This is a genomic window from Allobaculum sp. Allo2 (assembly GCF_022701175.1).
Classification (GTDB): domain Bacteria; phylum Bacillota_I; class Bacilli_A; order Erysipelotrichales; family Erysipelotrichaceae; genus Allobaculum; species Allobaculum fili.
In genome coordinates, this window is the sequence record NZ_CP078088.1 from 2,594,078 (window position 1) to 2,619,921 (window position 25,844).

The window sequence follows — 25,844 nt, forward strand, 5'->3', positions numbered from 1 at the left end:
TTGCGGCTGTGAGATGAAAACTGTTGGAATGAAACGTCACTATAGGATTCATCGGATTCCCGCTCGCTATAGGCTGGAAGAAGTGCTGCGTGAGACAGTCGCGTGCCCAAACAAGTGTACGGATGAAAACGGGAAAGCCATCATCCGCACCGCCGAACCTGACGAGCCTGCACTGATCGACAAGAGTGTCGCAACTTCCTCTATGGTCGCGGGAATTGCCTACGATAAGTTCGTAATGGGAACCCCGGCCTATCGTCAGGAAAAGCACCTGAGTCTCACGGGACTGCCGATCAGCCGTCAGACCATGGGCAACATCCTGGAAAAAACTTACGATCTTTATCTGAAGCCCCTCGTAAAACAAATGATTGAGGATCTCCCAAACTGTAACGTCGTCCATATGGATGAGACGGTTTTAAAGTGCACGGAGGTTAAAGATCGAAAACAGTCTTCTATGGTTGTCGCCGTCAGCGGAATCTATGAAGAGAACCAGATGGCTGTCTATAAGTTTTTCCCTTACAAGAAACAGGAGTTCGTAATCGCCCTCCTTGGCGGTTCTTTTCGTCATGCCCTTATGACAGACGGGCTTTATGCATATGCCAACTACTATGGCCCCTGCAGAAAGCTCAACTGTATGGCCCATGCGAGAAGAAAGATCTTCGAAGCCATCAAAGTCCGGTCAGACTTCGCGCAGTATCAGGCAGACGTCCTGAAGTGGGAAAAGACCACACTGGAGAACGACGAAGAGGCCGCAGAAGCGGCAGCCCAGCTGGACGAAACAGAGAGACCCGAACCAAGTCCGGGTCTCCAGATTCTGCTCACAGCCCTGTCTCTGTTCGGGAAGCTCTACCACATCGAATCCCACGTTGCTTCTTACTCGCACGAGGCGAGAACCGAAGTTCGGCAGGAACTTTCAAAGCCCTGCTTTGAAAGACTCACAAGAGTCATGATGGAGATTCAGAGTGGATTCGAGGAAAGAAGCACCGCCTACAGAGCAGCCAAGTACTTCATGGATCGAGCGAACTCGTTGGGAAGGTACCTGGAAGACGGTGATTATCCGATCGACAATAATGTGGCAGAAAGAGCCGTAAAGCCATTCGTGATCAATCGCAAAAACTTCCAGACTACGAAGAGTATCAAAGGTGCGGAAGTCGTCGCAGCGTTTATGACTTTGTTTCGATCGGCTGAAATGAACGACTTAAATCCAGAGCGCTACATGGAGTACGTTCTGGATGAACTCAAATGGTTCAAAGACGATGAAATCGCGGTAGATGTATTGAAGTCACTTCTGCCGTATTCAAAGGATTTACCTGAATATCTTCGAATTGGATACCGTGGACCGGATCCGAAGTATGAAGAAAACGATGAAGAATAAAAAATACGTCAAGCGGGATCTCGAAAGGGATCCCGTTTAGCGTATCTAATATTCAGTCTCGCGTATACCCGTCGATTGTTTGACACTTACCATGCTTCTCATGAAAAAGACTCTGAAGATCAGTCCTTCAGAGTCATCATTTCGTTCATTTTAAAGCAGAACGCGAAGTAGAAAACAAAGCCAAACACCATTCCGATCACCAGAAACCATACGTTCCAGGCATCCGGAATTCCCAGCCATACGGCTGCGGCGCGGGAATTGGCGGTGTTGTAGTAATAGGTGTAGCCGTTGAGCAGCAGGCAGCCAAAGCAGAGATACGGCATCATGCGCGAAGTCGCGGAAATTTCGCGGACCTGCTTATCGTCGATCGCCTCAAGCGTCTTCTTCTGCTTGCGCGTCATTTTGCGGATGACATCCTTGTTGTCTTCGAGCTGTTTTTGCGCTTTCTGGCCAGATGCACGCAATACGCAGCCGTAATGACGACCGCCGCATTGGCAACCGCATACCAGCCGACATAGGCACAAAGGGCCATCATCAAGATCTGGCCGATGCCGTAAACCATCCAGGTTCGGCTTAAAAACTGTTTCATATCTTTCCCTTCCGGCAGTGCCCGTTTATCGCACAGAACTTTGCCGGTTTCCTTCCTTCAATCTCCCGGATCTGCCTTTTCCCCATTCCAGTTTGATTCACTGAGACTGGTGAACCATCGAAACGGAAAATTCCAAAAGACCGATCGATCCGCAAACAGATCCATAATATCCAGATTCGAGCGGTTTAGAAAATACCATTTCAAAAGGCGATGCAAAATCTGTCTTCCCCGTGCGGACAAAGGTATTTTGCCAGAAGTTCAGGCTCTCTTTGCAGCCAGGGAAAAGGCGCGATCGTTCTCGCGCCTTCTGGCTGTTACACATGGATTTGCATATAGACCGGATCGGATCAGGCCGCTGCGTGAAGAACGACCGTAAAGGTGGTCCAGCCGCCATGGCAGTCAACTTCAATCTTGCCTTTGTGCCGGTTCACGATGCTTTTGGCGATGGCCAGTCCGAGACCGTACCGGCCGGAGGAACGGTTTCTCGATTCATCGGCACGATAGAAGCGTTCGAAAATCTTTTCCCTTTGATCGGGCGGAATCGGAACGCCGGTATTGGAAACCGAAAGCAGAACGTCTTTTCCCTGCCGGCGAAGCGTGACCGCGATCTTTCCATCGGAATGCGCCGCCGCATTATCGAGCAGAATGGCGATCACCTGTTCGAGCATAGACGACTGACCGTTCACCGTAAGATCCGGTTCGATGGTTTCGCTCAGCTCAATATGATGTTCAAACATGACCGCTTCCTGAATCAGGCACTGCTTTTCCACAAGACGGGAAAGGTTGACCGGAAGCATCTGGATTTCCTGCTGCTCGTTTCGCGTCAGATCCAGCAGATCGGTAATCAGACCGTTCATGCGGCTGGCTTCTTCTTCAATATTGGAAAGCCATTTGGGGTTCGGGTCCTTTTCCATGGCTTCAGCATTGGCCAGAATGACCGCGACCGGCGTCTTCAGTTCATGGGACGCGTCGGCGATAAACTGGCGCTGCTTCTTGAATGTCTCTTCGATTGGGCCGATCATCCAGGCTGCCGCCTTGCGGCAGGCGATGTACAGCAGGCCTTCAAAGCCGATGCCGATCAGGATGGATATGAACAGATGGCTGATCAGTTCGTTGCGGATGGCGGTTACGTCGATCATCATCACCATATTGTTGGACGGATGATAGCACACGTAGCTGCTCACCAGAAGGTTGCCGATCGCCGGATTCGTATCCGGGCGGCTCGTTTTCTCGACGAACTGCGCTTTCTCGACAATCTTGTTGATCGTCCCTTCATCTGTATCCTGCGTGGTCAGAAAATGCATGGGCTTCTGCGCGTTATTGAAGACGATCATGTAGACTGGATTTTCATAAAGCAGAGCCAGCCGGGAATCTTCATCTTCGTCCTGCGGAAACGGACCAAGCGCGGTCGGATTCCAGAGTTCGCGGGTCATTTCCGAAATCTCCAGAATACTGGCGGATAGATCGTTTTGTACGGTCGCGTAGTTCTGAAAATCAAAGACGCCGACAATCAGCCAGACCATGATGCTCAGCAGCCCGAACAGGGTGAGCATCATCTTCCGACGAAGTTCATTCATCTTTCATCCCCATGCGATAGCCCAGACCGCGTACCGATTTCAGTTCCACTTTGGAACCGAGCAGACGCAGCTTCTTTCTCAGAAAGGAAAGATAGGCTTCCAGATTATTGGATTCAATATTGTTGTCCCAGCCCCACACTTTGGAGTACAGCTGATCCCGGCTGAGAATCTGTCCTGGATGGGAAAGGAAATATTCGAGAAGCGTGTATTCCTTGCCGGCAATCGGAATGCTTTCGCCGCTTTCCCGGCTTTTGAGCATGCACGACTGCAGATCCAGTGAAATGTCGCCATATTCAAGCTTATTGGATTTCACGGCGCTCGTTTTCTTCAGCTGGATATCGACACGGGCCAGCAGTTCTTCCATATGAAACGGCTTGGTCATGTAGTCGTCCGCTCCATTTTTCAGACCGGCCAGCTTATCGCTCAGTTCGCCGCGTGCCGTCAGCATGATCACCCGGGTTTCCGGAGCCAGCACTCGAATATCTTCGAGAATTTCAAAGCCGTCTTTTTTGGCAGCATTACATCGAGAATAACCAGATCGTAAATGCCGCTGGACGCCTTTTCGGATCCCGTTTCTCCATCAAACGCCAGATCCACACTGTAGGCATTCTGGCGAAGCATCGCGGCTGTCGCTTCGGCCAGACGCGTTTCATCTTCCACAATTAAAATTTTCATATTCGGCTCCTTTCCAGAAACCGGCCTTTCGCCGATTTTTCGATATATATTTTTGTCTGTTTACGATTTCGATCCAGGAAAGCTTCCCGATCCATCGTTTCTTTTTTCATTTGCGGCAAGCGTGCCGAGGACAGCAGGCTGTCGACTCCGTTTCCAGACTCAGAGAAATTTCAGGTCCAACCGTCTTTTGACGGCTGCTGGATCGGTACGCTCCCGGATTTTTTCAGCTTCTATTTTAGCGGGGAAGCTGAAAGAAACTTTAAAGTTTACTTTTTTCGAATGGACTTCGTAAAGATAAAAAGCCAAAAATACGACAGGTAAAGGAAAAAGACACGCCTTGCCAAAATGGGCAACGCGTTTTCTTCCGCCCTCGTTTCATTTTTTGAAATTAATACTTGCACGATCGGACCGCTTTGGGTATGATGATCAAGCGTTAAGCGAATGGAGGCTTAGCTCAGTTGGGAGAGCGTCTGCCTTACAAGCAGAGGGTCAGCGGTTCGAGCCCGTTAGCCTCCACCATTTGCCGACTTAGCTCAACTGGTAGAGCAACTGACTTGTAATCAGTAGGTTGGGGGTTCAAGTCCTCTAGTCGGCACCATTTTTCCTGACTCGGTAGCTCAGTTGGTAGAGCACTTGACTTTTAATCAAGGGGTCCAGGGTTCGAATCCCTGCCGAGTCACCATTTTTATTTTTGCAGGTGTAGTTCAATGGTAGAACTTCAGCCTTCCAAGCTGACTACGTGAGTTCGATTCTCATCACCTGCTCCATTTTTTTGGCAGTCCGCCGCCTGACCCCTCTGCACTATATATTTCTTCATGTCAGGTCTGGGCTTTAAATATAGAGCGTTCAGTCATGCAGGCTGACCACAACGTCCCGGGATGCTCACCCGGTATTTTTTGCCATTTTTTCGGATCTGGCTGCTCGTATGGCAGGCAAACCGTATTTTGCCGCTGCCTCTTTCCTTTCTGTATTTCTGAAACCGGCAAAGGCAAACATCCGCCTTCCAGACGCACATGCGGTTGCCTGGCTCCAGAGATGCAGAGGCGGACCTGGCGCATTTTCTTCCCTGCAGTTCTTCCTGCCTTTCTTCCCTTTTCCGATTTTTCAAAGTCAGGTTTACTTTCTTGCAAATGAAAAATGAATGAGCTACAATGATCAGGCATTCAGCAAGAGGAGGCTTAGCTCAGTTGGGAGAGCGTCTGCCTTACAAGCAGAGGGTCAGCGGTTCGAGCCCGTTAGCCTCCACCATTCGCCGACTTAGCTCAACTGGTAGAGCAACTGACTTGTAATCAGTAGGTTGGGGGTTCAAGTCCTCTAGTCGGCACCACTTAAAATGACTCGGTAGCTCAGTTGGTAGAGCACTTGACTTTTAATCAAGGGGTCCAGGGTTCGAATCCCTGCCGAGTCACCATTTGAAAATTCGCTCCGCAAGGAGCTTTTTTATTGTCTTTTTCTTTGTACTGCTTTCTATGCGCAGCTTTCCTTAGACAGCCTGTCGATCCGGCGCTTTTCTTCTCTGCCGCTCCGACAGGCTTTTTCTGTTTCTAAAACCGCCGCTCGACGGTCCGGCCGATCCGGCTGGGATCAAACCCAGGAGCATGACTCCCCGAGCAGCACAGAGACGAGAGCGTCCAGATAATCCTTTTGCGCAGCTGCTGTGCGGACATACCAAAAGAGGCGCCCATGGAAAGGTGCCTCTTATCGTTCATTCTGGAATGCTTCGCATTTCGTTTCTGTTTATTCTTCTTCGAATACAGGAAGTCTTGGCGTCTGATGACTGGACGAACTCGACGAATCGTCGCGGTTGAAGAAGAAGGGCAAGAAGCCGTCGTCCTCTTCTTCCGGCGTATAGCCGTCGTTTTTGAGAATTTCGTCTTCAAACCGTTTGGATCGATAGGCGATCTGCGTATTGAGATCATCAAAGCCAAACTCTTCGCAAAGCGTCGGAACATCCGCGTACAGGGACGTTCCCAGGCCGAGCTTGTGACCCTGAATCGTAAAGCCCATCGCTTCGAGCGTCGTCGGGAAAATATCGAGCGTGCAGTAATCGCGGGTTCGATCGAGCGTATAGGGCGCGCCGTTGATAACCGTAAAATAGGTCCGTCTTGGGAAATCGATGCCGACGCTCTGGTTGATCAGGCTGTCCATGGAAAGATGGTCGCCGGAAATCATGATAACCGTATCGTCATAAAAATCCTGCTGCTGGATCCATTCGACAAATTCCGCGATCCGCTTGTCGGAGCAGCGGATGACGTTTTCATACTGCTCATCAAAATCATCCGGGCAGTTCTTGCACAAATAGCCGTCCTTGAAGTGGGTGTCCGCTGTAAGCATGGTAAAATTAAACGGTTCGTCATGCGCGGCAAGTTTTGTAATTTTCTCTTTGGCAAAGCGGATCAGCTTTTCATCTTCAAAGCCCCACCACTCGTCATAGTTTTCCGGAATGTCGCCTTCGTCGCGCGCGGTCTGTACATCGTAAATTTCATAGTTTCCGTGCTGGCGGAAGTAGTTGGCGCGTCCCGCATAGCTGGCTTCGGAACCGCACATGAAATAGTTCGTATAGCCTTCCTGTTCCAGAATGTCGCCAAGACTGACGACTTTCGGAAGAAAGAGCATCGATTCCGAGAAGGTGTGATTGTACTGCGAGTTAGAAATGCCAAGGGGCGTTCCGGACGTCTGCGCGCAAAGACCGGCAACTGTCCAGGACGTCTGGCTGGTCACCTGACCGCCGTTAAGACAGATATCCCCTTGTGCGGAAAAGTCGGTATTTTCCTTAGCGATCCGGGTAAGGTTAGGGATCAGATCCGCATCAAATCCGCCGCCGTGTTCCCTGTCGGAAAATGTGGCTTCCATCGACTCCAGATAAATGCAGATGATGTTTTTCTTTTTCGCCGGGACCTGAATCAAGTCGGCTTCCGGTTTGACGTAATGGTTTTCGTAGAGCGTGGAAATCTTGTTCTGTTCTTCGATGTACTGATCAATTTTCAGCGCTTCATAGCCTTTCTGAAGCTGAGAAATCATCAGTCCCACGCAGCCCGTCATGCACAGCAGGCTGCCGCAGTTGATCGCCTTGATCGCATTCGACGCCATCCACTTTTTGCGGGTATGCGTGCGGTTCTTTCTGGAAAGCTGGCTGTGGAGCAGAAAGCCGTACAGCAGCGTTCCCAGGACAATCCAAAGCGCGTAATTCAGCAGAAAGCCCTGCAGGATCTGGACGATGGTATTGCTGGCACCGCCCATGCCCACCTGCATCGTATACAGGAACTGGGAAAAGGATTCGACCTGAATCACCTGCGTGATGTACTGGACCGCATACGCCAGTATGCACCCCAGAATAAAGAATATATAGGCAATAGTACCCAGAAGAATGGTCAGTTTCTTACGTGACATGCCCCATATTGTAATGCTTCCTTATCGCATTTCAATTGCGAGGCTGAAGTTTTAACGGAGGGCTAGTCAATGTTGAGAATCTTTTAATATGTCTTCATTTAATGAAACCGGTATCTTTCAAAAGCGAAAGCATTTCTCGCCGCCTGCAGAACGCCCGCTTTCCCTTTTCTCAAAGCGTCGGACGGCGTATCTTGCGGTGTATCTGCCCCGCTCGTCGATGTTTTCCGGAACAGCGGGAAAAGGCTCCGTTTCAAGTCCTCCATTCCATATGAAAAAGCGATGATTGCTGATCTTCTGGATCGAATCATCGCTTCTGGCTTTTTCCGTCAATTTTCTGCGTTTTCTGCAGTTGCAGTTTGGCTGGAATTACAGTTCGGCAATTACTTCCACTTCAACGAGAACGCCTTTGGGCAGATCCTTGACGGCTACGCAGCTGCGTGCCGGCTTTTCGGTAAAGGTGTTCGCGTACACGGCGTTGAAGGCCGCAAAGTCTTCGATATTGGCCAGGAAGCAGGTGGTCTTCACAGCCTTTTTCGGGCTGGTTCCGGCTGCTTCGAGAACGGCGGTCAGATTTTTCATGACCTGTTCGGTCTGCTCTTCAATGGTCACAGCTTCGACGGCGCCGGTTGCCGGATTGATCGGAATCTGTCCGGACGTAAATACGAGGCCGTTTACGACAGCCGCCTGACAGTATGGCCCGATGGCCGCTGGAGCGTTCGGTGTAGAAATCTGTTTCATAAAGGTCCTTTCCAGATCGAAGTTCAGGCTCTTTGCTCTCTTTAAAGGAGCTGGAAGCCTTCTTCGATCAGCGTTTTCTCGACCAGATCGATATGGTCCTGGTCGCGGGTTTCAATATTGATGCGCAAAACGCAGTCGGTAATCGATGCGCCTTCGCTCGCTTTTTCATAGAAGACGCTGTCCACATTGGCCCCTAAGGAAGCGAGCAGCGCGGAGACTTTGGCCAGCTGACCTGGACGGTCGGAAAGCTGAATCGCCAGAGTCGCGCTGCGGCCGGACGTGAGAAGACCGCGTTCAATGACTTTCGAAAGAATGGTTACGTCGATGTTGCCCCCGAGAGGATGCAGACAATGTTCTTGCCTTCGGTCGGGATTTTGTCGAACATGACCGCGGCTACCGATACGGCGCCGGCGCCTTCGGTGATGAGCTTCTGCGTTTCGATCAGCTTCAGAATGGCGGTCGCGACTTCATCGTCGTTAACCGTGACAATTTCATCAACATACTTGCGGCAAAGATCGAACGTGTGTTCGCCAGGTTCTTTTACCTGGATGCCGTCGGCGACGGTACGGACTTTATCGAGGCAGACGATGCGCTCTTCTTCCAGAGACGCCGCCATGCTTGGCGCGCCTTCGGCCTGTACGCCGTACACTTTAACGTCTGGGCGCAAGGTTTTGATGGCGTAGGCGACACCGGAAATCAGCCCACCGCCGCCAACGGGAACTACGACCGCGTCAAGATCATCGATCTGATCGAGAATTTCGAGACCGATCGTTCCCTGACCGGCGATGACGAGTTCATCGTCGAACGGATGAATGAACGTATAGCCCATTTCGTCGCGCAGACGCAGGGCTTCCGCATAGGCATCATCATATACGCCCGGAACGAGAACGACCTGCGCGCCATAGCTGCGGGTCGCTTCAACTTTGAAATCGGGGCGCCTTCCGGCAGACAGATGATGGCGGGAATGCCGCAGGCCTGGGCGGCGAGCGCTACGCCCTGGGCATGGTTGCCCGCGGAGCAGGCGATGACGCCGTGCGCTTTTTCTTCTTCCGAAAGCTGAGAAATCTTAAAGCTGGCGCCGCGCAGCTTGAACGAGCCGGTTTTCTGCAGGTTTTCGGTTTTCAGAAATACATTGCAGCCGCTTTTAATCTTGGCAGCGGGGATAAGGTCCGTCTGACGGGCGATGTCCTGAGGACATAACGGGCCTGGTAAATCTTTTCAAGCGTTAACATCTTCGTTCAGTCCTTCCTTTGCTGCCAGATGCGCGGCAAACTGTCTTGCCGCTCTGGCCGATCGGCCGCCCTGCGCAAGCGCAAAGGCCGAAGCCTGTTCATGAATGGCCCTGGGGTCGGCTGCGTGCAGGCCGTATTCTTCTAAAACCGCATCGACAATTTCAAAGAAGCTGCGGTTATCGGGTTTTTCAAAAAGAGACACTGTCCAAAGCGCTGAGAAAGCGAGAGCGTTTCCTGCAGCGTATCCCGCCGGTGCACGTCGTCCCCGGTACGGGCCGACATGCTTTCCTTGACGAGATGGCGGCGGTTGCTGGTGGCATAAATAACCACATTTGCACTGCGGGCGCAGACGCTGCCTTCTAGCACGGCTTTAAGCGCCGCGAAGGAGTCGTCGTTTTCGCCAAAGGACAGATCATCGATATAGACAATGAATTTCAGCGGCTCTTCAGCCAGGGTATCGAGCAGATCGGGAAGCAGATCGAGCTGTCCCCGGCCGATTTCCACCAGCCGCAGACCCTCGGTTTTAAACCGATTGAGCACCGCCTTGATGCTGGCGGATTTGCCCGTTCCCGCGTCGCCGTAAAGCAGCAGGTTGGAACTGGGCAGATTTTTCAGAAGCGCCATCGTGTTTTCGATCAGTCTGGCGTGCTGGTCTTCGTAGCCGTACAGCTGGTCGAACGTGATCGGATCGCCGCTGCGTACCGGAATCAGACGGACTTTGTCTTCGCTGGCCAGCCGGAACATTGAATACTGGGCGAACAGGCCCGTGCCGCGGGTTTTCATCGTTTCCAGACTTTCCAGATACTCCGTTTTCAGATCCTGCGCCTTGCAGTTCCACATTTCGCTTTGCAGGCCGAGATCCCGGCTGGAAAGCCGGCTGGCTTCGCTCAGTGCATCCAGTTCATACATCGCCTGATTGAAAATCAGCTCATTTTTGGGCTGACCGGCGAGATGCCATCGGGACAGACAGGTCGACGTGCGGCAGACCAGATCGCGCAGATAGTCCGGCCAGCTGGGATTTTCCTGCATGTAGAGCAGACCCGCAAAGCGGGCTGCGTACTGGTTCAGACTGCTGGAAAAATGCGAATGGTCCTGAATCATATCCGCAAACGCCTTGAACACTTCGTCTTCGTACAAATTGCGAAACACCGCCAGACCGCAAATCCGATCGTAAAGCAAATCGAGATTTACGCTGCGGCTCATGAAAGAACCGCTCCTTCATCCGCGCCGTGCACCTGAGCGGCATAGCGCTTGAGATAGCCTTCGACCTTGCGCGGTTCTTTTGCGGGCATTTCTTTTGCGGCGTTCGATTTCTTCGTCGTCCACGAGCAGTTCAATGGAATATTCCGGAATGTTGATGGAAATCAGATCCCCGTTGCATACGTAGCCGATCAGACCGCCTTTGCAGGCTTCTGGCGAAACGTGACCGATCGAAGCGCCGCGAGTGGCTCCGGAGAAGCGGCCGTCGGTAATGAGAGCGACTTCCTTATCGAGACCCATGCCGGCAATGGCCGAGGTCGGCGATAACATTTCCCGCATGCCGGGACCGCCAGCCGGACCTTCGTTGCGGATGACAACGACGTCGCCCGGTTTGACTTTGCCGCCGAAAATGCCGGCAATGCATTCTTCTTCCGATTCAAAAACGTTGGCCGGTCCGGTGTGCACTAACATTTCCGGAGCGACGGCGGAACGTTTTACGACGCAGCCGTTGGGCGCCAGGTTGCCTTTGAGGACGGCCAGACCGCCCGTTTTCGTATACGGATTGTCGATCGGACGAATGACGGTTTCGTCCAGGTTTTTGGCATTGGCCAGATTTTCATGCATCGTCTTGCCGGTTACAGTCATCAGATCGGTTTCCAGCAGACCGGCATCTTCGAGTTCCTTTAATACCGCGTACACGCCGCCCGCTTCATTGAGATCTTCCATGTACGTCGGACCGGCTGGAGCGAGGTGGCAGAGGTTTGGCGTATGTTCCGAAATTTCGTTGACGTTGTCGAGATCGATTTTGATGCCGCATTCGTGCGCGATCGCCGGCAGATGGAGCATCGAGTTCGTCGAGCAGCCAAGCGCCATATCGGCAGTCAGTGCGTTTTTGAACGCTTTTTCGGTGAGAATATCGCGCGGACGGATATCCTTGCGGAACAGTTCCATAACCTGCATGCCCGCGTGCTTCGCGAGTTCAATGCGCTTGGAATACACAGCCGGAATAGTACCGTTGCCCGGCAGAGCCATGCCCAGCACTTCGCTCAGGCAGTTGTGCGAGTTGGCGGTATACATGCCGGAGCAGGAACCGCAGGACGGGCAGGTGTTCTTTTCGTATTCATCGAGTTTGGCTTCATCGATTTTTCCGGCTTTGTAGGCACCGACGGCTTCAAACATGCTGGAAAGCGACGTTTTGTGCTTGTCGATGCGGCCGGCGAGCATCGGTCCGCCGGAAACGAAAATGGTCGGCAGATTCAGACGGGCGGCTGCCATGAGCAGACCGGGAACGTTTTTGTCGCAGTTTGGGATCATGACCAGAGCGTCAAACGCGTGGGCGAGCGCCATGGCTTCCGTGGAATCCGCAATCAGATCGCGGGTGACCAGAGAATAGCGCATGCCGTTATGGCCCATCGCAATTCCGTCACACACCGCAATCGCCGGAAAAACGATGGGCGTTCCGCCAGCCATCGCCACGCCGGTTTTGACCGCTTCGGTAATTTTGTCGAGATTCATGTGGCCGGGAACGATCTCGTTGTAGCTCGAGACGATTCCGACAATTGGACGGTCGATTTCTTCCTGGGTAAGACCCAGTGCGTGCAGCAGACTTCGCTGCGGGGCTTTATCAAACCCCTTCTTCATTTCATCGCTTTTCATTGCGTACTCCTTTGGCCCCGCAAATCCGGAAGCGGATCTGGGAACCTTCCTCTTTTTCTCTTAGGTAAATCTCTTTTCTCTTTCGTATTCTTCAGTCAAAGGCCGATATTCTGTTGGCCTCGACTGTTCTTTTCTTCTTATGGATTGGATCACTGTATCGGATGATTGTCTTCATCGGACCATGATCTGCATTTTTCCTAGCGCCTATCCGCCTGCTTTATTTGCGGAGTTTTACGCCGTACCAGGCAACGCCTTCACCCTTCCAGCCGTTTTCGGTCAGAAATTTCTGTTCCGCGGCGCTGACGGTAAAGTTGTGCGCGCCGGTTTTCGCGTTCGGGTTATACGCCCTATACAGCGGCAGAGCGCTGGCCTGATCGGTATTGGAATACCAGCCGATTTTTCCTCCGTCCAGCCCTGGCTGACCAGAAAGTCTTTTTCCGTTTCCTTCAGGGTGTAGTGATGGTCGCCGACATTCGGGTTGTACAGACGATAAACCGCGCTGCCGGTATACGGCGCGATCCAGCCGATGCCTTCATAGCGCCAGCCAAAGCGAATCAGGCTGTTTCGCTCGTTTCGATCGGCGGTATAAAAGTGCTCGCCGGAGTTCGGGTTGTACAGCCGGTACATGTTCTGATTGCCATCGCCTGGCTGGGGTTCCCACGTTCCTTCCAGCGCCTTCTGTTCGTATTCGTTGAGGGCGCCGCGCAGTTCGTCGGTCGTATACATCGTTTCCGCCGCATCCTGGAAAAAGAACACCTGTCCAAAGAGCGGTCCTGGATTTTTGCCGTTTTGCGCAATGGCGAAACCGGTCAGTACATAGCGCGGATCGACGATATTGCGATAATGGCTTCCCCGCTCTGGTTTTTCACGGGTGTACCAGTAGTCAAACGGATTGCTTCCGCTGCCAAAGGGTGTGCCGGTGGACCCGCCCCAGTACAGGTTTTCCCCGACATCAAATATTCGGGAATGATCGAGACTGTTGGAGGAATAGTCGGTCTGCACCATGGCGACGGCCATCATCGTCAGCGAAACGCTCAGTTCCGGCTGATTTTCCTGACGGCGCAGCGCGTTGCACTGATCGATATAGTCCAGAGCCTGTCGAAAATGAGCGATAGACATGGCATCGCGGGAATCGTGCAAATCGCCGATGCCGTTTTCCAGGCCGTAAATCAGTACAGCCGCCGCTTCTTTTTCCGGACGCGTCAGCAGAAATCCAAGAATGCCTAAAGACAGCGGATCTTTCCCGTCATACAGGGCGACCCACTCTTCGACCGTTTTTCCGGAGTGCGTCATATCGATGCGCCGAACCTTCTGCGCGGACGAAAGCGAGATTCCGACTCCATCTGCAGGTACGTCACTCCTATGGACTTCCGCTTCTTCCGGTTCCTGTGCCTGCAGGCGCGTAAATGTTCCGCTGGCACCAAGTGTCAGGCAGGCGGCAAGACTCGAGGCGAGCCATGCGTTTTGTTTTTGCGGCTGCAGATGGCTTTGTTTTTCTCTGCAGAATGGATACGATTGGTGATCCCGTGTGCTTTGAGCGAACGGGCTTCTTTACTGGACGGACAATCCATGGCCTGATCTCCTTTATTTGAATTCGTTATACTCTCCATTATATATATCGAATATATGTATTCTGAATTCTTCAGCGCGGATGGTTCGGACCGGGTACGATCTGGTCCTCTTTCCGTCAGTCTGTCGTTTTGTGCGATGAATCAAAAGGCCCGTCAAACGGGCCTTTTTCGGTTGCACGAGGCAATTCCATTAGTTGTTGACGAGTTTGTCTTCGTCAGCCCAGGAATACAGAGCGCGGATTTCTTCGCCGACTTTGGAGCTTGGATGCTCTTTGGCTCTCTTTCGCATTGCGCGGAAGTGCGCCTGGCCGCCTGCATCGGACATGTCGAGCAGGAAGTCTTTTGCGAACGTACCGTCCTGGATGTCCTTGAGGATCTGTTTCATGGCTTTCTTTGTATCTTCGGTGATGATCTTTTCGCCGGTGATGTAGTCGCCGTATTCAGCGGTATTGGAAATGGAGTAGCGCATGCCTTCGAAACCAGACTGGTAGATCAGGTCAACGATCAGCTTCATTTCGTGAATGCATTCGAAGTAGGCGTTTCTTGGGTCGTATCCCGCTTCCACGAGAGTTTCAAAACCAGCCTGCATCAGAGCGACAACGCCGCCGCAGAGCACGGCCTGTTCGCCAAAGAGGTCGGTTTCGGTTTCAGTACGGAAAGTCGTTTCCAGAACGCCCGCACGGGAAGCACCGATTCCAGCTGCATACGCCAGACCGAGTTCAAGCGCGTCGCCGGTTGCATCCTGTTCTACAGCGATCAGAGAAGGAACGCCTTTTCCGGCTTCGTATTCAGAACGAACGGTGTGGCCAGGTCCTTTTGGAGCGACCATGATGACGTTAACGTCCGCAGGCGGAACGATCTGTCCGAAGTGGATGTTGAAGCCGTGGGCAAAGGCGAGTGTCTTGCCGGCTGTGAGGTTTGGCGCGATTTCTGTACGATACACGTCTTTCTGCTTTTCATCCGGGATCAGAATCATGATGATGTCGGCCGCTTTTGCAGCTTCAGCAACCGGCAGAACTTCGAAGCCCTGTTCCTTGGCTTTTTCGCGGAGCGGCTGCCTTCATACAGGCCGATCACAACGTCTGCGCCGGAGTCTCTGAGGTTGAGCGCATGCGCATGACCCTGAGAGCCGTAGCCGATGATTGCGATCTTCTTGCCTTTCAGACGGTTTACATCGCAGTCCTGTTCATAAAAATTCTGTTTTCCATGTAGATCGTATGTCCTTTCCTGGGAGTTTTCCCTCAAATTTACGGGCTGCTCCAAACCTTAAAACTGGATGGAGCAGATCTCGCTGCCAGTGGGCAGCGGCCAAAAGTTCCGTTCGGCCAAGACTAGCCGATCAGGTCCTTGCGGTCAGTTTCCATGAAGGCGAATTCATCAAGATCGTCTTCGTACAGGTAGTGGCAGCCTCTCTGAAGCGCCACAACGCCGGTCCGGGACATTTCGAGAATGCCGTAGGGACGGACGATTTCGAGAAACGCGTCAATCTTTGTCGATTCTCCGGTAATTTCCACGCAGAGGGTGTTGGGGAGAAGTCGATAATCTTGCAGCGGAAAATGTCCACCGCGCTGACGATTTCCGGACGGGTTTCCGGGGTGTTGCGCAGCTTGATGAGCGCGAGTTCGCGCGATACGCGCTGGGCCGGAACCATTTCCTTAACGTTTTTACGCAATACAGCTTTCTCAGCTGCTTAATGCACTGGGAGCGGATTTTCTCGTCTCCGTTGACCGAGATCGTAATGCGGGAGATCGCCGGATCTTCGGTAGCGCCGACGGTCAGCGAGTTGATGTTGAAGCCGCGGCGGGTAAACATGCTGGCGACGCGCGTCAGTACGCCGGAGTAGTTGTCGACCAGGCAGGCGATTTCAAATTTTTCCATCAGATTTCCTCCCGCAGGGTGATGATCTGCTCCATGCTGCCTCCAGGCGGAAGCATCGGAAGTACGAATTCATCCGGATCGATTTTGACGTCGATCACGACCGGGCCGCTCTTCGCCATGGCTTTGGCGATGACTTCCGGCATTTCTTCAAGCGTATCAATATGGAATCCCGGAACGCCGAACGCTTCCGCGATTTTCGCGAAGTCGCTTTCGCGGTCTTCCAGGTTTGTATTCGAGTAATGGGCGCCATAGAACAGAGTCTGCCACTGACGGACCATGCCGAGCACCTTGTTATTGAAAATGACAACAACGACTGGAGCGCCGGTTGCCTTGAGTGTTGCGAGTTCGCCCAGGTTCATGCCGAAGCTGCCGTCTCCAGTAAAGAGAATCGTGCGCTTGCCAGAACCAAATGCAGCACCGATCGCGGCGCCAAGACCGAAGCCCATCGTGCCCAGGCCGCCGGAGGAAACAAACGTCCGCGGCTGCTGGAACGGGAAGGACTGAGCGACCCACATCTGATGCTGGCCGACATCGGTCGCAATCGGCGTAGAGGCATCGCAATAGCGCGCCACTTCGTGAATCAGCGCCTGCGGCGTCAGCTTATGCGGATTGGCGAGCTGTTCCTGCTGATTCAGTTCCGCCTGCTTCAGATCGGCTATGCGCTGATGCCAGGAGGGATGCGTCTGCAGATTGACCGCGTCGAGCAGTCGCTGTACCGCGTCGTGGATGTCGCCGGCCAGGCCGAGCGTTACCGCTACGTTTTTATTGAGCTCTGCCGCATCAATATCGAGATGCAGGATTTTCGCCTGTCTGGCGTATTTCTTTACGTTGCCTGTAGCCCGGTCGGAGAAGCGGCAGCCGATCGCGATGATCAGATCGCATTCGTTCTGCGCCATGCTCGAGGCGTAGTGGCCGTGCATGCCTTCCATGCCGAGGTAGCGGGGATGGTCGGTCGCTACGGCGGAAAGCCCCATCAGCGTGCAGCCGATCGGCGCATCGATCTTTTCGGCCAGACGCATGATTTCATCGGAAACTTCCGCGCCCAGCGAACCGCCGCCAATATAAATATAGGGGCGCTGGCTTTCGTTGATCATTTCCACCGCAGCAGCCATCTGTTTTTCGTTGACAGTTTTTCCGGCATTTTTTCGGAATAGCCAAGCGGCTCGTAATCCGTAATTCCCTGCTGAACGTCTTTGGGAACGTCGATCAGCACCGGACCCGGACGGCCGGACTTGGCAATTTCAAACGCTTTATGAATGGTCTGTGCCAGCTCGTCGATGGAGTTGACGAAAAAGTTGTGTTTGGTAACCGGCAGAGTCACGCCGGTAATGTCTACTTCCTGAAAGGAGTCGCGCCCGATCAGATTCGTGGATACGTTTCCGGTAATGGCCACCAGAGGAACGGAATCCAGATAGGCTGTCGCGATTCCGGTCACCAGGTTGGTCGCGCCCGGACCGGATGTCGCAATGACCGTACCGACTTTTCCGGTTGCCCGGAAATAGCCGTCTGCCGCATGACAGGCATGCTGCTCATGCGAACACAGCACGTGCTTAAGACGATCCTGATAGGCATATAAAGCATCATAGAGGTCAATAACCTGTCCGCCCGGATAGCCGAAAACGGTATCCACGCCCTGTTCGAGCAGGCTTTCTACGATGATTTCCGCACCGCTTTTTTCATGATGAACCTTCCTTTTTTCGATTAGGTTTGTTATATCACACCGAAATTTTCGGTGGTGAAGAAAATGTAACAAGTTTCCAAAACTTGTGTTTATTTCCATTTTGTTACATTTCTCCTGCTCTCTGTAACCGGTTTCATTAAAAAGACAATAAATTCGGCTTTACCAGAAGAGCGATTTGTATTTATCCATTCTAGGCAAGCCGATTTTTAAAATCAAAATCGTTTCGGTTCTTGTTCAATCCTGTCCAAAAAGAGTGAGAAAAACGTCCATAGTCTGCGATCTTCCCGCCAGCGGCTTAGATTCCCCTGCGCCAAACCGAATCGCTGCCATTAAAAAATGCCTTCTTCATCGTTTCTGGGATGAAGAAGGCATCGTTCATTCGTTTTCTTAAAGCGGACGTATTTTTCAGCGACAGGCAGCAGGACTCTGTTTCCTGTTTTGCAAATCTAAGCCTGCAAAGGAACTGCGGATTCCTGCGGTGCGCTCTGGATGGCATCGCTTGCCGGAGGCGCTGGCTGTTCCACAGGAGGCGTCACTGTCCCCTGATCGCCGCCGCCAGGAGGCGTGACGGTTCCGCCCTGGTCTCCTCCGCCAGGCGGGGTTGTTCCGCCTGTGTCTCCTCCGCCGGGAGGTGTGGTCGATCCGCCCGTATCGCCTCCGCCGGGAGGTGTGGTCGATCCGCCCTGCGAATCGTCGCCCGTATTGTCTCCGGGATTGACAGGCGGCTCAGCTGGAGGCAGATTTGGAGCTTGTCCTGAACTGTTGTTTCCGGGATCATTTCCGCCCGGGTCCGGGGCATATCCGGGATCGGATGGCGGGGTTACAACTGGAGGTACGTAAATGTTGTTGTTGACAGCAGGCGGATAGTAGTAGTCCGGATCCTTGAACTGATCCGCATTTTCTTCATAGAAGTTGCCGTCCGGCTGTTCAACCATTTCGTTTTTCGGCATGTCGTCTTTCTGATTGCCGCCGTTGGTCTGGTCGCCGCTCATGATGACGTTGTTGTAGTAATCCGACTTGGAAGCAAGTTCCGCATTGAACGCCAGCAGACCAAGGTTTTCGATCAGCGTCTGTTCGTTTGCATACAGGCTTGTTCCCAGACCGAGACGATGGCCTTCGATATCGATGCCCATCGCTTCGATAATGGTCGGGAAAATATCGAGCGTGCAGTATTCACGCGTCTGATTCAGCGTATATTCCGGGCCGTTGAGCACGGTGAAGTACGCCTTGCGCGAATAGTCCGAAGGAATGTTCGGACCGACCGATCCATCCATGCTCAGATGGTCGCCCGAGAGGATGATCGTGGTATTTTCGTAAAACGGCTGTTCCTTGAGCCAGTCGATGAAGGCGCCGACTTTGCGGTCCGAGCAGTGAATGACGTTTTTGTACTGCTCGTCAAATTCGTCCGTGCAGTCCTTGCACTTGTAGCCGTCTACGAAATGCGTGTCGGCCGTGAGCATGGTGAAGTTGAACGGTTCCTCGTTTTTCGAAATCGTATCCAGTTCTGCCTTGGCCCAGTCAAAGAGCTTCTCGTCTTCAAAGCCCCACCATACGCGGTAATCGGAAAGAATCTTCTTTTCGCGGATGGCTTCATCGTAGTCGAGCACTTCGTAATCGCCGTGCTGCTTATAGTAGTTGGTCCGTCCGGCATAGGCGCCTTCCGAACCGCACATGAAGTAGTTTTTATAGCCGTTTTCTTTCAGAATGTCGCCCATCGCCGTCAGATTCGGCATGAACTGCACATCCGAGTCCAGATTGTGAACGAACGCCTGGTTGCCGACATTCAGTGGTACGCCCGCGCTCTGCGCAACGAGTCCGGCAATTGTCCAGCCGGAGTTGTTGGTCACATAGGCGCCCTGTACGTCCGGATTGTCCGCTGCAGCAAAGTTTTCGCCTTCCTGCTGGAGCGCTGTCAGGTTCGGAATGAGGTCTTCCTCATATCCCCGCCGTTTTCGCGGCTGGCGTACGTGCTTTCCATGGATTCCATAACAATATGGATCACGTTGCGCTTCTTTCGGGGAACGTCAGCTTGACGTCGTCTGGCTGTACGAAATGGTCTTCATACAGTTCGCTGACGCGGTTGGCGTTCTTGACATATTCTTCGTAGCCGACCGCATCGAGTCCGGTAAAGACGCCGCTGATCGCCAGCGCGGCACAGATCACAATCGCCGCAACCGAAGACAGGTTGAACGCCAGATTCCATTTTTTATCCGCAAACAGCCTGCGGCCTTTTTTCTTTAAGCGGATGCGCTTGATGCAGAAATACATGTACACTCCAAAAACGAGCGTACCGATGATCAGCAGCAGCCAGTTCTGTTCAAAAATCCCGCTACAGCCGCCCCGATTGTTCCCTGCGCTCCTTCTGCACCCGCGTTCAGCGTATACAGAACCTGGGAGAAGCTGGTCACCTGAATGACCTGCGTCAGGTAATAGATCGTATAGAAAACAATGCAGGCGAGCCAGAACAGGATATAAGCGAGAATTCCAGTAAAAATCCACATAATCCTTTTTCCTTTCCGATTCTGCTTCTTTCCTCATTAAATTTTTACGGCCTGCTGCATCCGCGTAAACCGTCTTTGGCAGCTTGCCCGTAAAAAGGTTTTTCGTTTTGTGTTTTCGGTTCCGTTTTCTCTTTCCAAAACCGTTTTAAAAGCGGATTCCGATTTTACCTTCGCGTAAAATCCGGTTTTCCGATTGAGAGAAACGGACACTAATTTCACATAATACGGGATTCGGCATGGATTACAAGCGATTGAGGATTTTCCTGAAATCTTCGAAGAAAGGGCCAAATCCTTTTGAAACTATGTGAAATGTTTTTATTCTTTCAAATGAAAAAGCACCCGAAGGTGCTTTTGCATTTCCTGTTTATTTTCTGTTTTCCGTTACTTCGACGCGGACTTTCTCTCCGCCGTCTACCAGATCGAATGTGATCTTGGAGAAGGCGTCCAGGTTGTCAGCAAGAATTTCACGGACCGTCGAGAACACTTCATCCTGGCTGGCTTCACTTGGCGTGTCGTATTCAATCGACGTTACGATATGTTTTTTCCCTGAATATCCGTCAGGTCTTTGACAATTGAACTCATAATATATGTCCTCTGGACCAAGTTTAAACCCCGCAGGCGCTGAAATCAAATCTCAGCTTTTGGCTTTTCCCACCGGTTTCTCAGCGGCCGATCGCTCTGCAGGCCTGTTTCCAGTCTTCGTATTCCTGTCTGGCAGCTTTTCGGTCGTTTTCATCAAGCACGCGAATGACGCGGCACGGATTGCCAGCCGCAAATACACCACAGGGAATATCGTCAACCACAACCGAACCGCTGCCGATCACACTGCCTTCATGAATCGTGACGCCGCCGTTGATCACACAGCTGCCGGCGATCCAGACATGATCTTCAATAACGATGGGCAGCGCTTTTTCCAGACCCGTTTTGCGAATGTCTCGATCCATGGGATGAACCGGGGTGTAAAACGAACAGCGCGGCCCGATCAGAACATGATTTCCAATTACGATCTTTCCTTCATCGAGCATCAGACCGTCCATATTGATCATGGAGTGTTCTCCAATATAAATCCGATGACCGAGATCGCAGTAAAACGGCAAGACGATATGCGCGTTGGCACTCATGTTGGGCACAAGCACGCGAAGCAGCGTCTGGGCTTCTTCTTCTGTCGGCGCCTGCGCGATCTGGCGCATCGTCTGGCGGGCAAAACTCCAGTGGCCGTCCTTTACTCCATACACATCGTACAGAAGACCGGCATCTCTGCGGCTGGACTGCAGAGAAATTTCCGGATGGCTCAGATCGGGATCGAGAGGCGAATCGAAAGAAGCGGACGCAACACTAGCCGCGTCCGTATTCTTTTTCGATTCCTGTTTTGAATCTGGATTCATTGTTGAACCGGACTTAGCACACTTTGCGCGTCCAGCCGAATTTGTCTTCGACATTGCCCCACTGAATGCCGGTCAGCGTATCGTACAGCTTCTGGGTGAGGTCACCTGTCTTGAAGTCATTGATAACGGCTTTTTCGCCTTTGTAGCAAAGTTCGCCGATTGGAGAAATAACGGCTGCGGTACCGGTACCCCACGCTTCCTGCAGTCTTCCGTCGCGGGCAGCGGCCATCAGATCGTCAATGGACAGATGTTCTTCGTGAACAGGGTAGCCAAGATCGCGGACGATGTGCAGAATCGAGTCGCGGGTTACGCCCGGCAGTACAGTTCCGTCAACCGGAGCGGTCCAGATTTCGCCGTCGATCAGGAACATGACGTTCATGCTTCCGACTTCTTCGACATATTTCTTGTGGACACCGTCCAGCCAGAGAACCTGGGTATAGCCCTGTTCTTCGGCTTTTTCCTGTGCTTTCAGTGAGCCGGCGTAGTTGCCGCCGCACTTGGTGAAGCCGGTTCCGCCTGGAGCGGCACGTACGTATTCATCTTCCACCCAGATTTTTACCGGAGCCATGCCTTCTGGATAGTAGGCGCCTACCGGGGAAAGGATGATCATGAATTTATAGGAAACCGCCGGATGTACGCCAACAGCGGCTTCGGAAGCGAACATGTAAGGACGGATATACAGAGATTCGCCCTCGTTAGCGGGAACCCAGTCCTTTTCGACGCGGACGAGTTCTTCAATGGCCTGTACAAACAGATCTTCCGGAACGGCCGGCATCGACAGACGGCTATTGGAGTTGGCAAAACGCTGCGCGTTTTTTCCGGACGGAAGAGCTGAATGCTGCCGTCTTTTGTGCGGTAGGCTTTCAGACCTTCAAAAGTTTCCTGCGCATAATGAAGAACCATGGAAGCCGGATCCATTTCGATCGGTCCAAACGGGACGATGCGGGCATCATGAAAGCCGCCCTGATCCTTATCGTAATCACAGATGAACATGTAGTCGGTGTAGTATTTGCCAAAGCCAAGCGGGCCCTGGGGTTTTTCTTTCAGTTCTTTGCGCGGTTCAAAACGAATATCCATACAAATAAACCTTCCTTCTTTGAATTTTCTTAACCTTACGCCCCGCATAATTCTTTGGCAATCGGTGCGGGGCAAACGCCGTGATCCCGACGAAAAATGAATCAAAACCATGCCAAAACCGACAATCTTCTTTCAGGCCGCTTTCAAAATGTTTCTTTGTTTTCACTACTTGACGATTTTAAGAAAAACACGGCTCCCGGATAGCTGTCCGGGCTGTTCCCGCCGTCACTGCCTTCGGATTTTCCGTCCGTTTCGGTTTGCCGCCGCCTTTTCTCAAGGACACCGCAAAAATGAAAAATGCTTTCCTTTCCCCACCTTTTTGAACCCTCTTTTCCCGAATTTTGCGGATTGGAATGACCAGAGGAATCAGCCAATGACGTGCGTGCTATACTGTTTCAGATTTTCCAGAAAGAAAGAAGGAAACAAAATGAATCTGATCATCCCAGAAAACTATGACCCGGTCCTCGATATTCGGCAGACCCAGGAAGCCATCAAATACATTCGGGATACTTTTCAGCACGAATTTGGCAAGGAAATGAACCTCACCCGTATTTCGGCACCGCTTTTGTACCGAAAAGTTCCGGACTGAATGACAACCTGAACGGTGTGGAACAGCCGGTTCACTTTTCCATGAAAGTCCTTCCGGAAGAAGATATTGAAATTGTGCATTCCCTCGCGAAATGGAAACGCGCCGCTTTAGGCAAGTACGGCTTTGGCCTTCATGAAGGTCTCTATACCAACATGAACGCGATCCGTAAGGACGAAGACCTCGACAATCTCCACTCCGCCTATGTGGATCAGTGGGACTGGGAAGAAGTCATCGCCAAAGACGAACGCACGGAGCAGACGCTGCGCGAACATGTACTTCGCATTTTTAAAATCATCAAGCACATGGAACACGAAGTCTGGTACAAATACCCGCAGGCGGTAAACCGCCTTCCCGATTCCATTACCTTCATCACATCCCAGCAGCTTCTCGACCGCTATCCCGATCTTTCTCCGAAAGAACGTGAAGACGCGGCGACAAAAGAATACGGATGCATCTTCCTGATGAAAATCGGCGCTCCGCTGTCCAACGGTCAGAAGCACGACGGCCGCGCGCCGGACTACGACGACTGGCAGCTTAACGGCGATATCCTGTTCTGGTACGAACCGCTCCAGACCACGCTGGAAATTTCCAGCATGGGTATCCGCGTCGACGAAAACTCGCTGCACGACCAGCTGAAAGCGGAAAACGCGCTCGACCGGGAAAACCTGCCGTTCCATAAAGCCATTCTGGAACAGAAACTGCCATACACCATCGGCGGCGGTATCGGTCAGTCCAGACTGTGCATGCTTCTCCTTAAGAAAGCGCACATCGGCGAAGTTCAGGCGTCCATCTGGCCGCAGGATATGCTCGATGCATGCGAAGAAGCCGGCATTCAGATTCTGTAAGAATAAGAATCCTGTATTTCCATTCGACACAGGCTAGACACTGGGCAGTTCTTTCCGTCCTGCTGATTCAAAGAAAAGCAGCCGCTCACGCGGCTGTTTTTGTATGCATTTTTAAAATTCCAGTTTCGATCTTTGCAGGTTACGAAGAACAAAATCGTTTGAGAATCCCTTTATTCTTCGATGAATTCGCGAATCTGATGCAGATCGAGGGAAGGATACTGTTCGAGGAATTCAAGCAGTTCGCGCGCCATGATCTTGGCGCCTTCCGTCTGTTTGGATTCGATGTTGAGCGGAAGCAGATTTTCGTGCAGCGACATGCGCAGCAGAGCCCAGCCGTCGCCATGATCCGTACCAAATTTCAGACGGACGCCTTCGTAGTTTGGCTGTACGAGCGTAATCGTGCTGCTTTCCTGCGCGGCGTACGCCTTGAGATCTTCAATGACCTGGCGGCCATATTCCTTGAACGCCTTCTCGTTAATTTTGAGACGGAGTTCCTTTTCGGCTTTTGGATGGCCGAGCGAAGCGATCAGATCGCTGATGGAATGCGAAGCCGCTTCGACCACAATCCGGCTGGCGAGATAGGCGCCGTCATCCAGATAGTAGTTTTCACGGAACGCCGCATGACCGCTGGTTTCAATGGCCAGTTCGGCATCGACGCCTTCGTCGTTCAGACGCTTGGCTTCGTTAATGACATTTTTGTAGCCGCGTTTGAAGCGGTGATGCTGGATATTATGCTTCTCCAGGAATTCGCCAAGCTCATCGGACGTAACCGAATCCGTTACTACGGTCATGCCCGGATGATGACGAGCCGCCAGAACGGATGCCAGAGCGACAATATCGTTACGTCCAATCGGGTTCCCATTGCCGTCTACAGCAGAAGAGCGGTCGACATCGGTATCGAAGATGATGCCCAGATCCGCATGATTGTCTTTTACCGCCTTTACGAGCGATGCCATGGCTTCCGGATTTTCCGGGTTTGGAATGTGGTTAGGGAAATGTCCGTCCGGATCGAGGAACTGGCTGCCTTCGGTATTCGCGCCAAGCGGCTTCAGAACCTGATCGACGAAGAAACCGCCGGCACCGTTTCCGGCATCTACAACCACGTGAAGTTCTTCAAGCGGAAGATCGGGGTTCACGGCTTCCTGATCGACTTTTTCCCGAATGATGTTGCGCAGATGCTCCGCGTAGACGCTCATCAGATCCGATTTGGTAATGGAACCGCCGGGTTTATGGTTGAACGCTTCCCGTTCGGCAATATCGATGACCTGAGCAATTTCATTGGAATCCAGGCCGCCGCCTTTATAGAAAAACTTCATGCCGTTGCGGTTAGCCGGCATGTGACTGGCGGTAAGCATAATGGCACCGTCCGCATCGAAATCATCAAAAATGGTCGACATGAACATCGCCGGCGTCGTGGAAAGACCAGTATCAAAAACGTCCACGCCATCATAAACGAGGCCGTCCATGACCGCATGCGCCAGAGCTGGACCCGAAAGACGGGAATCGCGGCCGACCGCGATCGTCATATCCGTTTTGCCGGTCCGTTTGCGCAGCCAGGCCGTAAACGCACGAGCCAGAGCGCGCACTTCCTTATCGGTCAGATTGACCGGCTCTTCCGGATTCAGATCCAGGGCAACTCCGCGAATATCGCTGCCGTTCTGGAGTTCTTTTAAATTCATCGTATTCTCTCCTTTGCGTATGTTTTCTCATCCAGATCCGCAAGCGTGATTTGCCCTTGCGCTCTGGCTTGGTATTCGTATTTCGTCTGAAAACAGATTCTTTCTGGCTTTACCAACCCGATCGAGAATCGTTTTCCATCGTTTTCATTATAGCCGTACCGACATCCTCTCTGCCGGACAGCGCATAAAGAAAACGGCTGTCTAAACCG

At 52.3% G+C, this 25,844-nt stretch carries 20 protein-coding genes, 7 tRNA genes and 9 pseudogenes; 9 read left to right on the forward strand and 27 right to left on the reverse strand.

From position 1 onward, the window contains the following. Positions 1 to 13 precede the first annotated feature (13 nt). Positions 14 to 1,372, forward strand: coding sequence for a transposase (locus tag KWG61_RS14910; RefSeq protein ID WP_242743384.1), 1,359 nt, complete (start codon positions 14 to 16; stop codon positions 1,370 to 1,372). A gap of 119 nt (positions 1,373 to 1,491) precedes the next feature. On the opposite strand, the gene KWG61_RS14915 is transcribed toward KWG61_RS14910, so the two are convergent. From KWG61_RS14915 to KWG61_RS14935, 5 genes and pseudogenes are all read right to left on the reverse strand, one after another. Beyond that, positions 1,492 to 1,836: a hypothetical protein gene (locus tag KWG61_RS14915; protein WP_242744497.1), complete on the reverse strand. Its 345-nt coding sequence runs from the start codon at positions 1,834 to 1,836 to the stop codon at positions 1,492 to 1,494. Beyond that, entirely contained in the window at positions 1,770 to 1,961 is a 192-nt protein-coding gene (locus tag KWG61_RS14920; protein WP_242744499.1) for a hypothetical protein, read from the reverse strand. The genes KWG61_RS14915 and KWG61_RS14920 overlap by 67 nt, the downstream gene beginning before the upstream one ends. Positions 1,962 to 2,308: 347 nt before the next feature. Beyond that, positions 2,309 to 3,538 carry a cell wall metabolism sensor histidine kinase WalK gene (locus KWG61_RS14925; protein WP_230267989.1) on the reverse strand — a complete coding sequence of 410 codons (1,230 nt, stop codon included), beginning with the start codon at positions 3,536 to 3,538 and terminating at the stop codon, positions 2,309 to 2,311. Next, positions 3,531 to 3,920, reverse strand: a complete 390-nt coding sequence (locus KWG61_RS14930; protein WP_367614406.1) for a DNA-binding response regulator — start codon at positions 3,918 to 3,920, stop codon at positions 3,531 to 3,533. Before KWG61_RS14930 ends, KWG61_RS14925 begins: the two co-directional genes overlap by 8 nt. An 18-nt stretch (positions 3,921 to 3,938) precedes the next feature. After that, a pseudogene (locus tag KWG61_RS14935) lies at positions 3,939 to 4,213 on the reverse strand (response regulator); the annotation flags it as partial. A gap of 443 nt (positions 4,214 to 4,656) precedes the next feature. On the opposite strand from KWG61_RS14935, the gene KWG61_RS14940 reads away from it, so the two are divergent. The 4 genes from KWG61_RS14940 to KWG61_RS14955 all read left to right on the forward strand — a co-directional run bounded on the left by KWG61_RS14940 (position 4,657) and on the right by KWG61_RS14955 (position 4,980). Then, a tRNA-Val gene (locus KWG61_RS14940) sits at positions 4,657 to 4,732 on the forward strand. A gap of 3 nt (positions 4,733 to 4,735) precedes the next feature. Beyond that, a tRNA-Thr gene (locus KWG61_RS14945) sits at positions 4,736 to 4,811 on the forward strand. An 8-nt stretch (positions 4,812 to 4,819) separates the two neighbouring features. Then, positions 4,820 to 4,895 (forward strand) — tRNA-Lys (locus KWG61_RS14950). A gap of 11 nt (positions 4,896 to 4,906) precedes the next feature. Then, positions 4,907 to 4,980 (forward strand) — tRNA-Gly (locus tag KWG61_RS14955). 51 nt (positions 4,981 to 5,031) lie between these two features. Here KWG61_RS14955 and KWG61_RS14960 read toward each other — a convergent pair. Then, a complete protein-coding gene (locus KWG61_RS14960; RefSeq protein ID WP_242744505.1) occupies positions 5,032 to 5,376 on the reverse strand; it encodes a hypothetical protein in 345 nt (114 codons plus the stop codon). Positions 5,377 to 5,385: 9 nt separating this feature from the next. Here KWG61_RS14960 and KWG61_RS14965 point away from each other — a divergent pair. From KWG61_RS14965 to KWG61_RS14975, 3 genes are all read left to right on the forward strand, one after another. Beyond that, positions 5,386 to 5,461 (forward strand) — tRNA-Val (locus KWG61_RS14965). Between the two features lie 3 nt (positions 5,462 to 5,464). Further along, positions 5,465 to 5,540, forward strand: a tRNA-Thr gene (locus KWG61_RS14970). Between the two features lie 8 nt (positions 5,541 to 5,548). Beyond that, a tRNA-Lys gene (locus tag KWG61_RS14975) sits at positions 5,549 to 5,624 on the forward strand. A gap of 133 nt (positions 5,625 to 5,757) precedes the next feature. On the opposite strand, the gene KWG61_RS14980 is transcribed toward KWG61_RS14975, so the two are convergent. From KWG61_RS14980 to KWG61_RS15080, 20 genes and pseudogenes are all read right to left on the reverse strand, one after another. Continuing rightward, positions 5,758 to 5,898 carry a hypothetical protein gene (locus tag KWG61_RS14980; protein ID WP_242744507.1) on the reverse strand — a complete coding sequence of 47 codons (141 nt, stop codon included), beginning with the start codon at positions 5,896 to 5,898 and terminating at the stop codon, positions 5,758 to 5,760. 52 nt (positions 5,899 to 5,950) lie between these two features. Beyond that, positions 5,951 to 7,603, reverse strand: a complete 1,653-nt coding sequence (locus tag KWG61_RS14985) for a sulfatase-like hydrolase/transferase (RefSeq protein WP_230267992.1) — start codon at positions 7,601 to 7,603, stop codon at positions 5,951 to 5,953. A gap of 366 nt (positions 7,604 to 7,969) precedes the next feature. After that, a complete protein-coding gene (locus KWG61_RS14990; protein WP_230267993.1) occupies positions 7,970 to 8,341 on the reverse strand; it encodes a Rid family detoxifying hydrolase in 372 nt (123 codons plus the stop codon). A 41-nt stretch (positions 8,342 to 8,382) separates the two neighbouring features. Continuing rightward, positions 8,383 to 8,526 (reverse strand): hypothetical protein, encoded by a 144-nt coding sequence (locus tag KWG61_RS14995; protein ID WP_242744509.1) that lies wholly within the window; start codon positions 8,524 to 8,526, stop codon positions 8,383 to 8,385. Positions 8,527 to 8,657: 131 nt separating this feature from the next. Further along, positions 8,658 to 9,526 (reverse strand): annotated as a pseudogene (gene ilvA, locus KWG61_RS15000) (threonine ammonia-lyase). Between the two features lie 33 nt (positions 9,527 to 9,559). Continuing rightward, a pseudogene (locus KWG61_RS15015) lies at positions 9,560 to 10,776 on the reverse strand (ATP-binding protein). After that, a pseudogene (gene ilvD, locus KWG61_RS15020) lies at positions 10,773 to 12,429 on the reverse strand (dihydroxy-acid dehydratase). The pseudogenes KWG61_RS15015 and ilvD overlap by 4 nt, the downstream one beginning before the upstream one ends. A gap of 217 nt (positions 12,430 to 12,646) precedes the next feature. Further along, entirely contained in the window at positions 12,647 to 12,952 is a 306-nt protein-coding gene (locus KWG61_RS17870; protein WP_367614407.1) for a hypothetical protein, read from the reverse strand. After that, positions 12,871 to 13,722: pseudogene (locus KWG61_RS15025) on the reverse strand (CAP domain-containing protein); the annotation flags it as partial. The gene KWG61_RS17870 and the pseudogene KWG61_RS15025, both read right to left, overlap by 82 nt. A gap of 468 nt (positions 13,723 to 14,190) precedes the next feature. Further along, positions 14,191 to 15,245 (reverse strand): annotated as a pseudogene (gene ilvC, locus KWG61_RS15030) (ketol-acid reductoisomerase). Positions 15,246 to 15,331: 86 nt separating this feature from the next. Beyond that, a pseudogene (locus KWG61_RS15035) lies at positions 15,332 to 15,576 on the reverse strand (hypothetical protein). Beyond that, the gene (gene ilvN / locus KWG61_RS15040) at positions 15,483 to 15,878 is read right to left on the reverse strand and encodes an acetolactate synthase small subunit (protein ID WP_242744516.1); all 396 of its coding nucleotides are present in this window, start codon (positions 15,876 to 15,878) and stop codon (positions 15,483 to 15,485) included. Before ilvN ends, KWG61_RS15035 begins: the two are co-directional and overlap by 94 nt. Continuing rightward, complete coding sequence (locus KWG61_RS15045; RefSeq protein ID WP_242744518.1) at positions 15,878 to 16,990, reverse strand: thiamine pyrophosphate-binding protein; 1,113 nt, start codon at positions 16,988 to 16,990, stop codon at positions 15,878 to 15,880. The genes ilvN and KWG61_RS15045 overlap by 1 nt, the downstream gene beginning before the upstream one ends. Further along, positions 16,969 to 17,508, reverse strand: coding sequence for a thiamine pyrophosphate-binding protein (locus KWG61_RS15050; RefSeq protein WP_242744519.1), 540 nt, complete (start codon positions 17,506 to 17,508; stop codon positions 16,969 to 16,971). The genes KWG61_RS15045 and KWG61_RS15050 overlap by 22 nt, the downstream gene beginning before the upstream one ends. Positions 17,509 to 18,005: 497 nt before the next feature. Continuing rightward, positions 18,006 to 19,406, reverse strand: a complete 1,401-nt coding sequence (locus KWG61_RS15055; RefSeq protein ID WP_242744520.1) for an LTA synthase family protein — start codon at positions 19,404 to 19,406, stop codon at positions 18,006 to 18,008. A 151-nt stretch (positions 19,407 to 19,557) separates the two neighbouring features. Further along, a complete protein-coding gene (locus tag KWG61_RS15060; RefSeq protein ID WP_242744521.1) occupies positions 19,558 to 19,827 on the reverse strand; it encodes a hypothetical protein in 270 nt (89 codons plus the stop codon). A gap of 29 nt (positions 19,828 to 19,856) precedes the next feature. Next, positions 19,857 to 20,060, reverse strand: coding sequence for a hypothetical protein (locus tag KWG61_RS15065; RefSeq protein ID WP_242744522.1), 204 nt, complete (start codon positions 20,058 to 20,060; stop codon positions 19,857 to 19,859). Positions 20,061 to 20,424: 364 nt separating this feature from the next. Next, the gene (locus tag KWG61_RS15070; RefSeq protein ID WP_242744523.1) at positions 20,425 to 20,691 is read right to left on the reverse strand and encodes a hypothetical protein; all 267 of its coding nucleotides are present in this window, start codon (positions 20,689 to 20,691) and stop codon (positions 20,425 to 20,427) included. Between the two features lie 31 nt (positions 20,692 to 20,722). Beyond that, positions 20,723 to 21,499 carry a sugar O-acetyltransferase gene (locus KWG61_RS15075; protein ID WP_230268003.1) on the reverse strand — a complete coding sequence of 259 codons (777 nt, stop codon included), beginning with the start codon at positions 21,497 to 21,499 and terminating at the stop codon, positions 20,723 to 20,725. After that, positions 21,459 to 22,522 (reverse strand): annotated as a pseudogene (locus tag KWG61_RS15080) (branched-chain amino acid aminotransferase). The gene KWG61_RS15075 and the pseudogene KWG61_RS15080 overlap by 41 nt, the downstream one beginning before the upstream one ends. Positions 22,523 to 22,949: 427 nt before the next feature. On the opposite strand from KWG61_RS15080, the pseudogene asnA reads away from it, so the two are divergent. Next, positions 22,950 to 23,956: pseudogene (gene asnA / locus KWG61_RS15085) on the forward strand (aspartate--ammonia ligase). 170 nt (positions 23,957 to 24,126) lie between these two features. On the opposite strand, the gene KWG61_RS15090 reads toward asnA, so the two are convergent. Then, entirely contained in the window at positions 24,127 to 25,635 is a 1,509-nt protein-coding gene (locus KWG61_RS15090; protein ID WP_230268006.1) for a phosphomannomutase/phosphoglucomutase, read from the reverse strand. Positions 25,636 to 25,844 lie beyond the last annotated feature (209 nt).

Excerpts from the sequence above, each read along its gene's own strand:
- KWG61_RS14930 (WP_367614406.1), bottom strand. The coding sequence starts at position 3,920 with ATGACCAAGCCGTTTCATATGGAAGAACTGCTGGCCCGTGTCGATATC.
- KWG61_RS14985 (WP_230267992.1), bottom strand. The coding sequence starts at position 7,603 with ATGTCACGTAAGAAACTGACCATTCTTCTGGGTACTATTGCCTATATA.
- KWG61_RS15060 (WP_242744521.1), bottom strand. The coding sequence starts at position 19,827 with ATGTATTTCTGCATCAAGCGCATCCGCTTAAAGAAAAAAGGCCGCAGG.
- KWG61_RS14910 (WP_242743384.1), top strand. The coding sequence starts at position 14 with ATGAAAACTGTTGGAATGAAACGTCACTATAGGATTCATCGGATTCCC.
- ilvN (WP_242744516.1), bottom strand. The coding sequence starts at position 15,878 with ATGGAAAAATTTGAAATCGCCTGCCTGGTCGACAACTACTCCGGCGTA.
- KWG61_RS15090 (WP_230268006.1), bottom strand. The coding sequence starts at position 25,635 with ATGAATTTAAAAGAACTCCAGAACGGCAGCGATATTCGCGGAGTTGCC.
- KWG61_RS15045 (WP_242744518.1), bottom strand. The coding sequence starts at position 16,990 with ATGGCTGCTGCGGTGGAAATGATCAACGAAAGCCAGCGCCCCTATATT.
- KWG61_RS14980 (WP_242744507.1), bottom strand. The coding sequence starts at position 5,898 with ATGGGCGCCTCTTTTGGTATGTCCGCACAGCAGCTGCGCAAAAGGATT.
- KWG61_RS14925 (WP_230267989.1), bottom strand. The coding sequence starts at position 3,538 with ATGAATGAACTTCGTCGGAAGATGATGCTCACCCTGTTCGGGCTGCTG.
- KWG61_RS15065 (WP_242744522.1), bottom strand. The coding sequence starts at position 20,060 with ATGTGGATTTTTACTGGAATTCTCGCTTATATCCTGTTCTGGCTCGCC.
- KWG61_RS15075 (WP_230268003.1), bottom strand. The coding sequence starts at position 21,499 with ATGTCGAAGACAAATTCGGCTGGACGCGCAAAGTGTGCTAAGTCCGGT.
- KWG61_RS14990 (WP_230267993.1), bottom strand. The coding sequence starts at position 8,341 with ATGAAACAGATTTCTACACCGAACGCTCCAGCGGCCATCGGGCCATAC.
- KWG61_RS14920 (WP_242744499.1), bottom strand. The coding sequence starts at position 1,961 with ATGAAACAGTTTTTAAGCCGAACCTGGATGGTTTACGGCATCGGCCAG.
- KWG61_RS14960 (WP_242744505.1), bottom strand. The coding sequence starts at position 5,376 with ATGCCTGATCATTGTAGCTCATTCATTTTTCATTTGCAAGAAAGTAAA.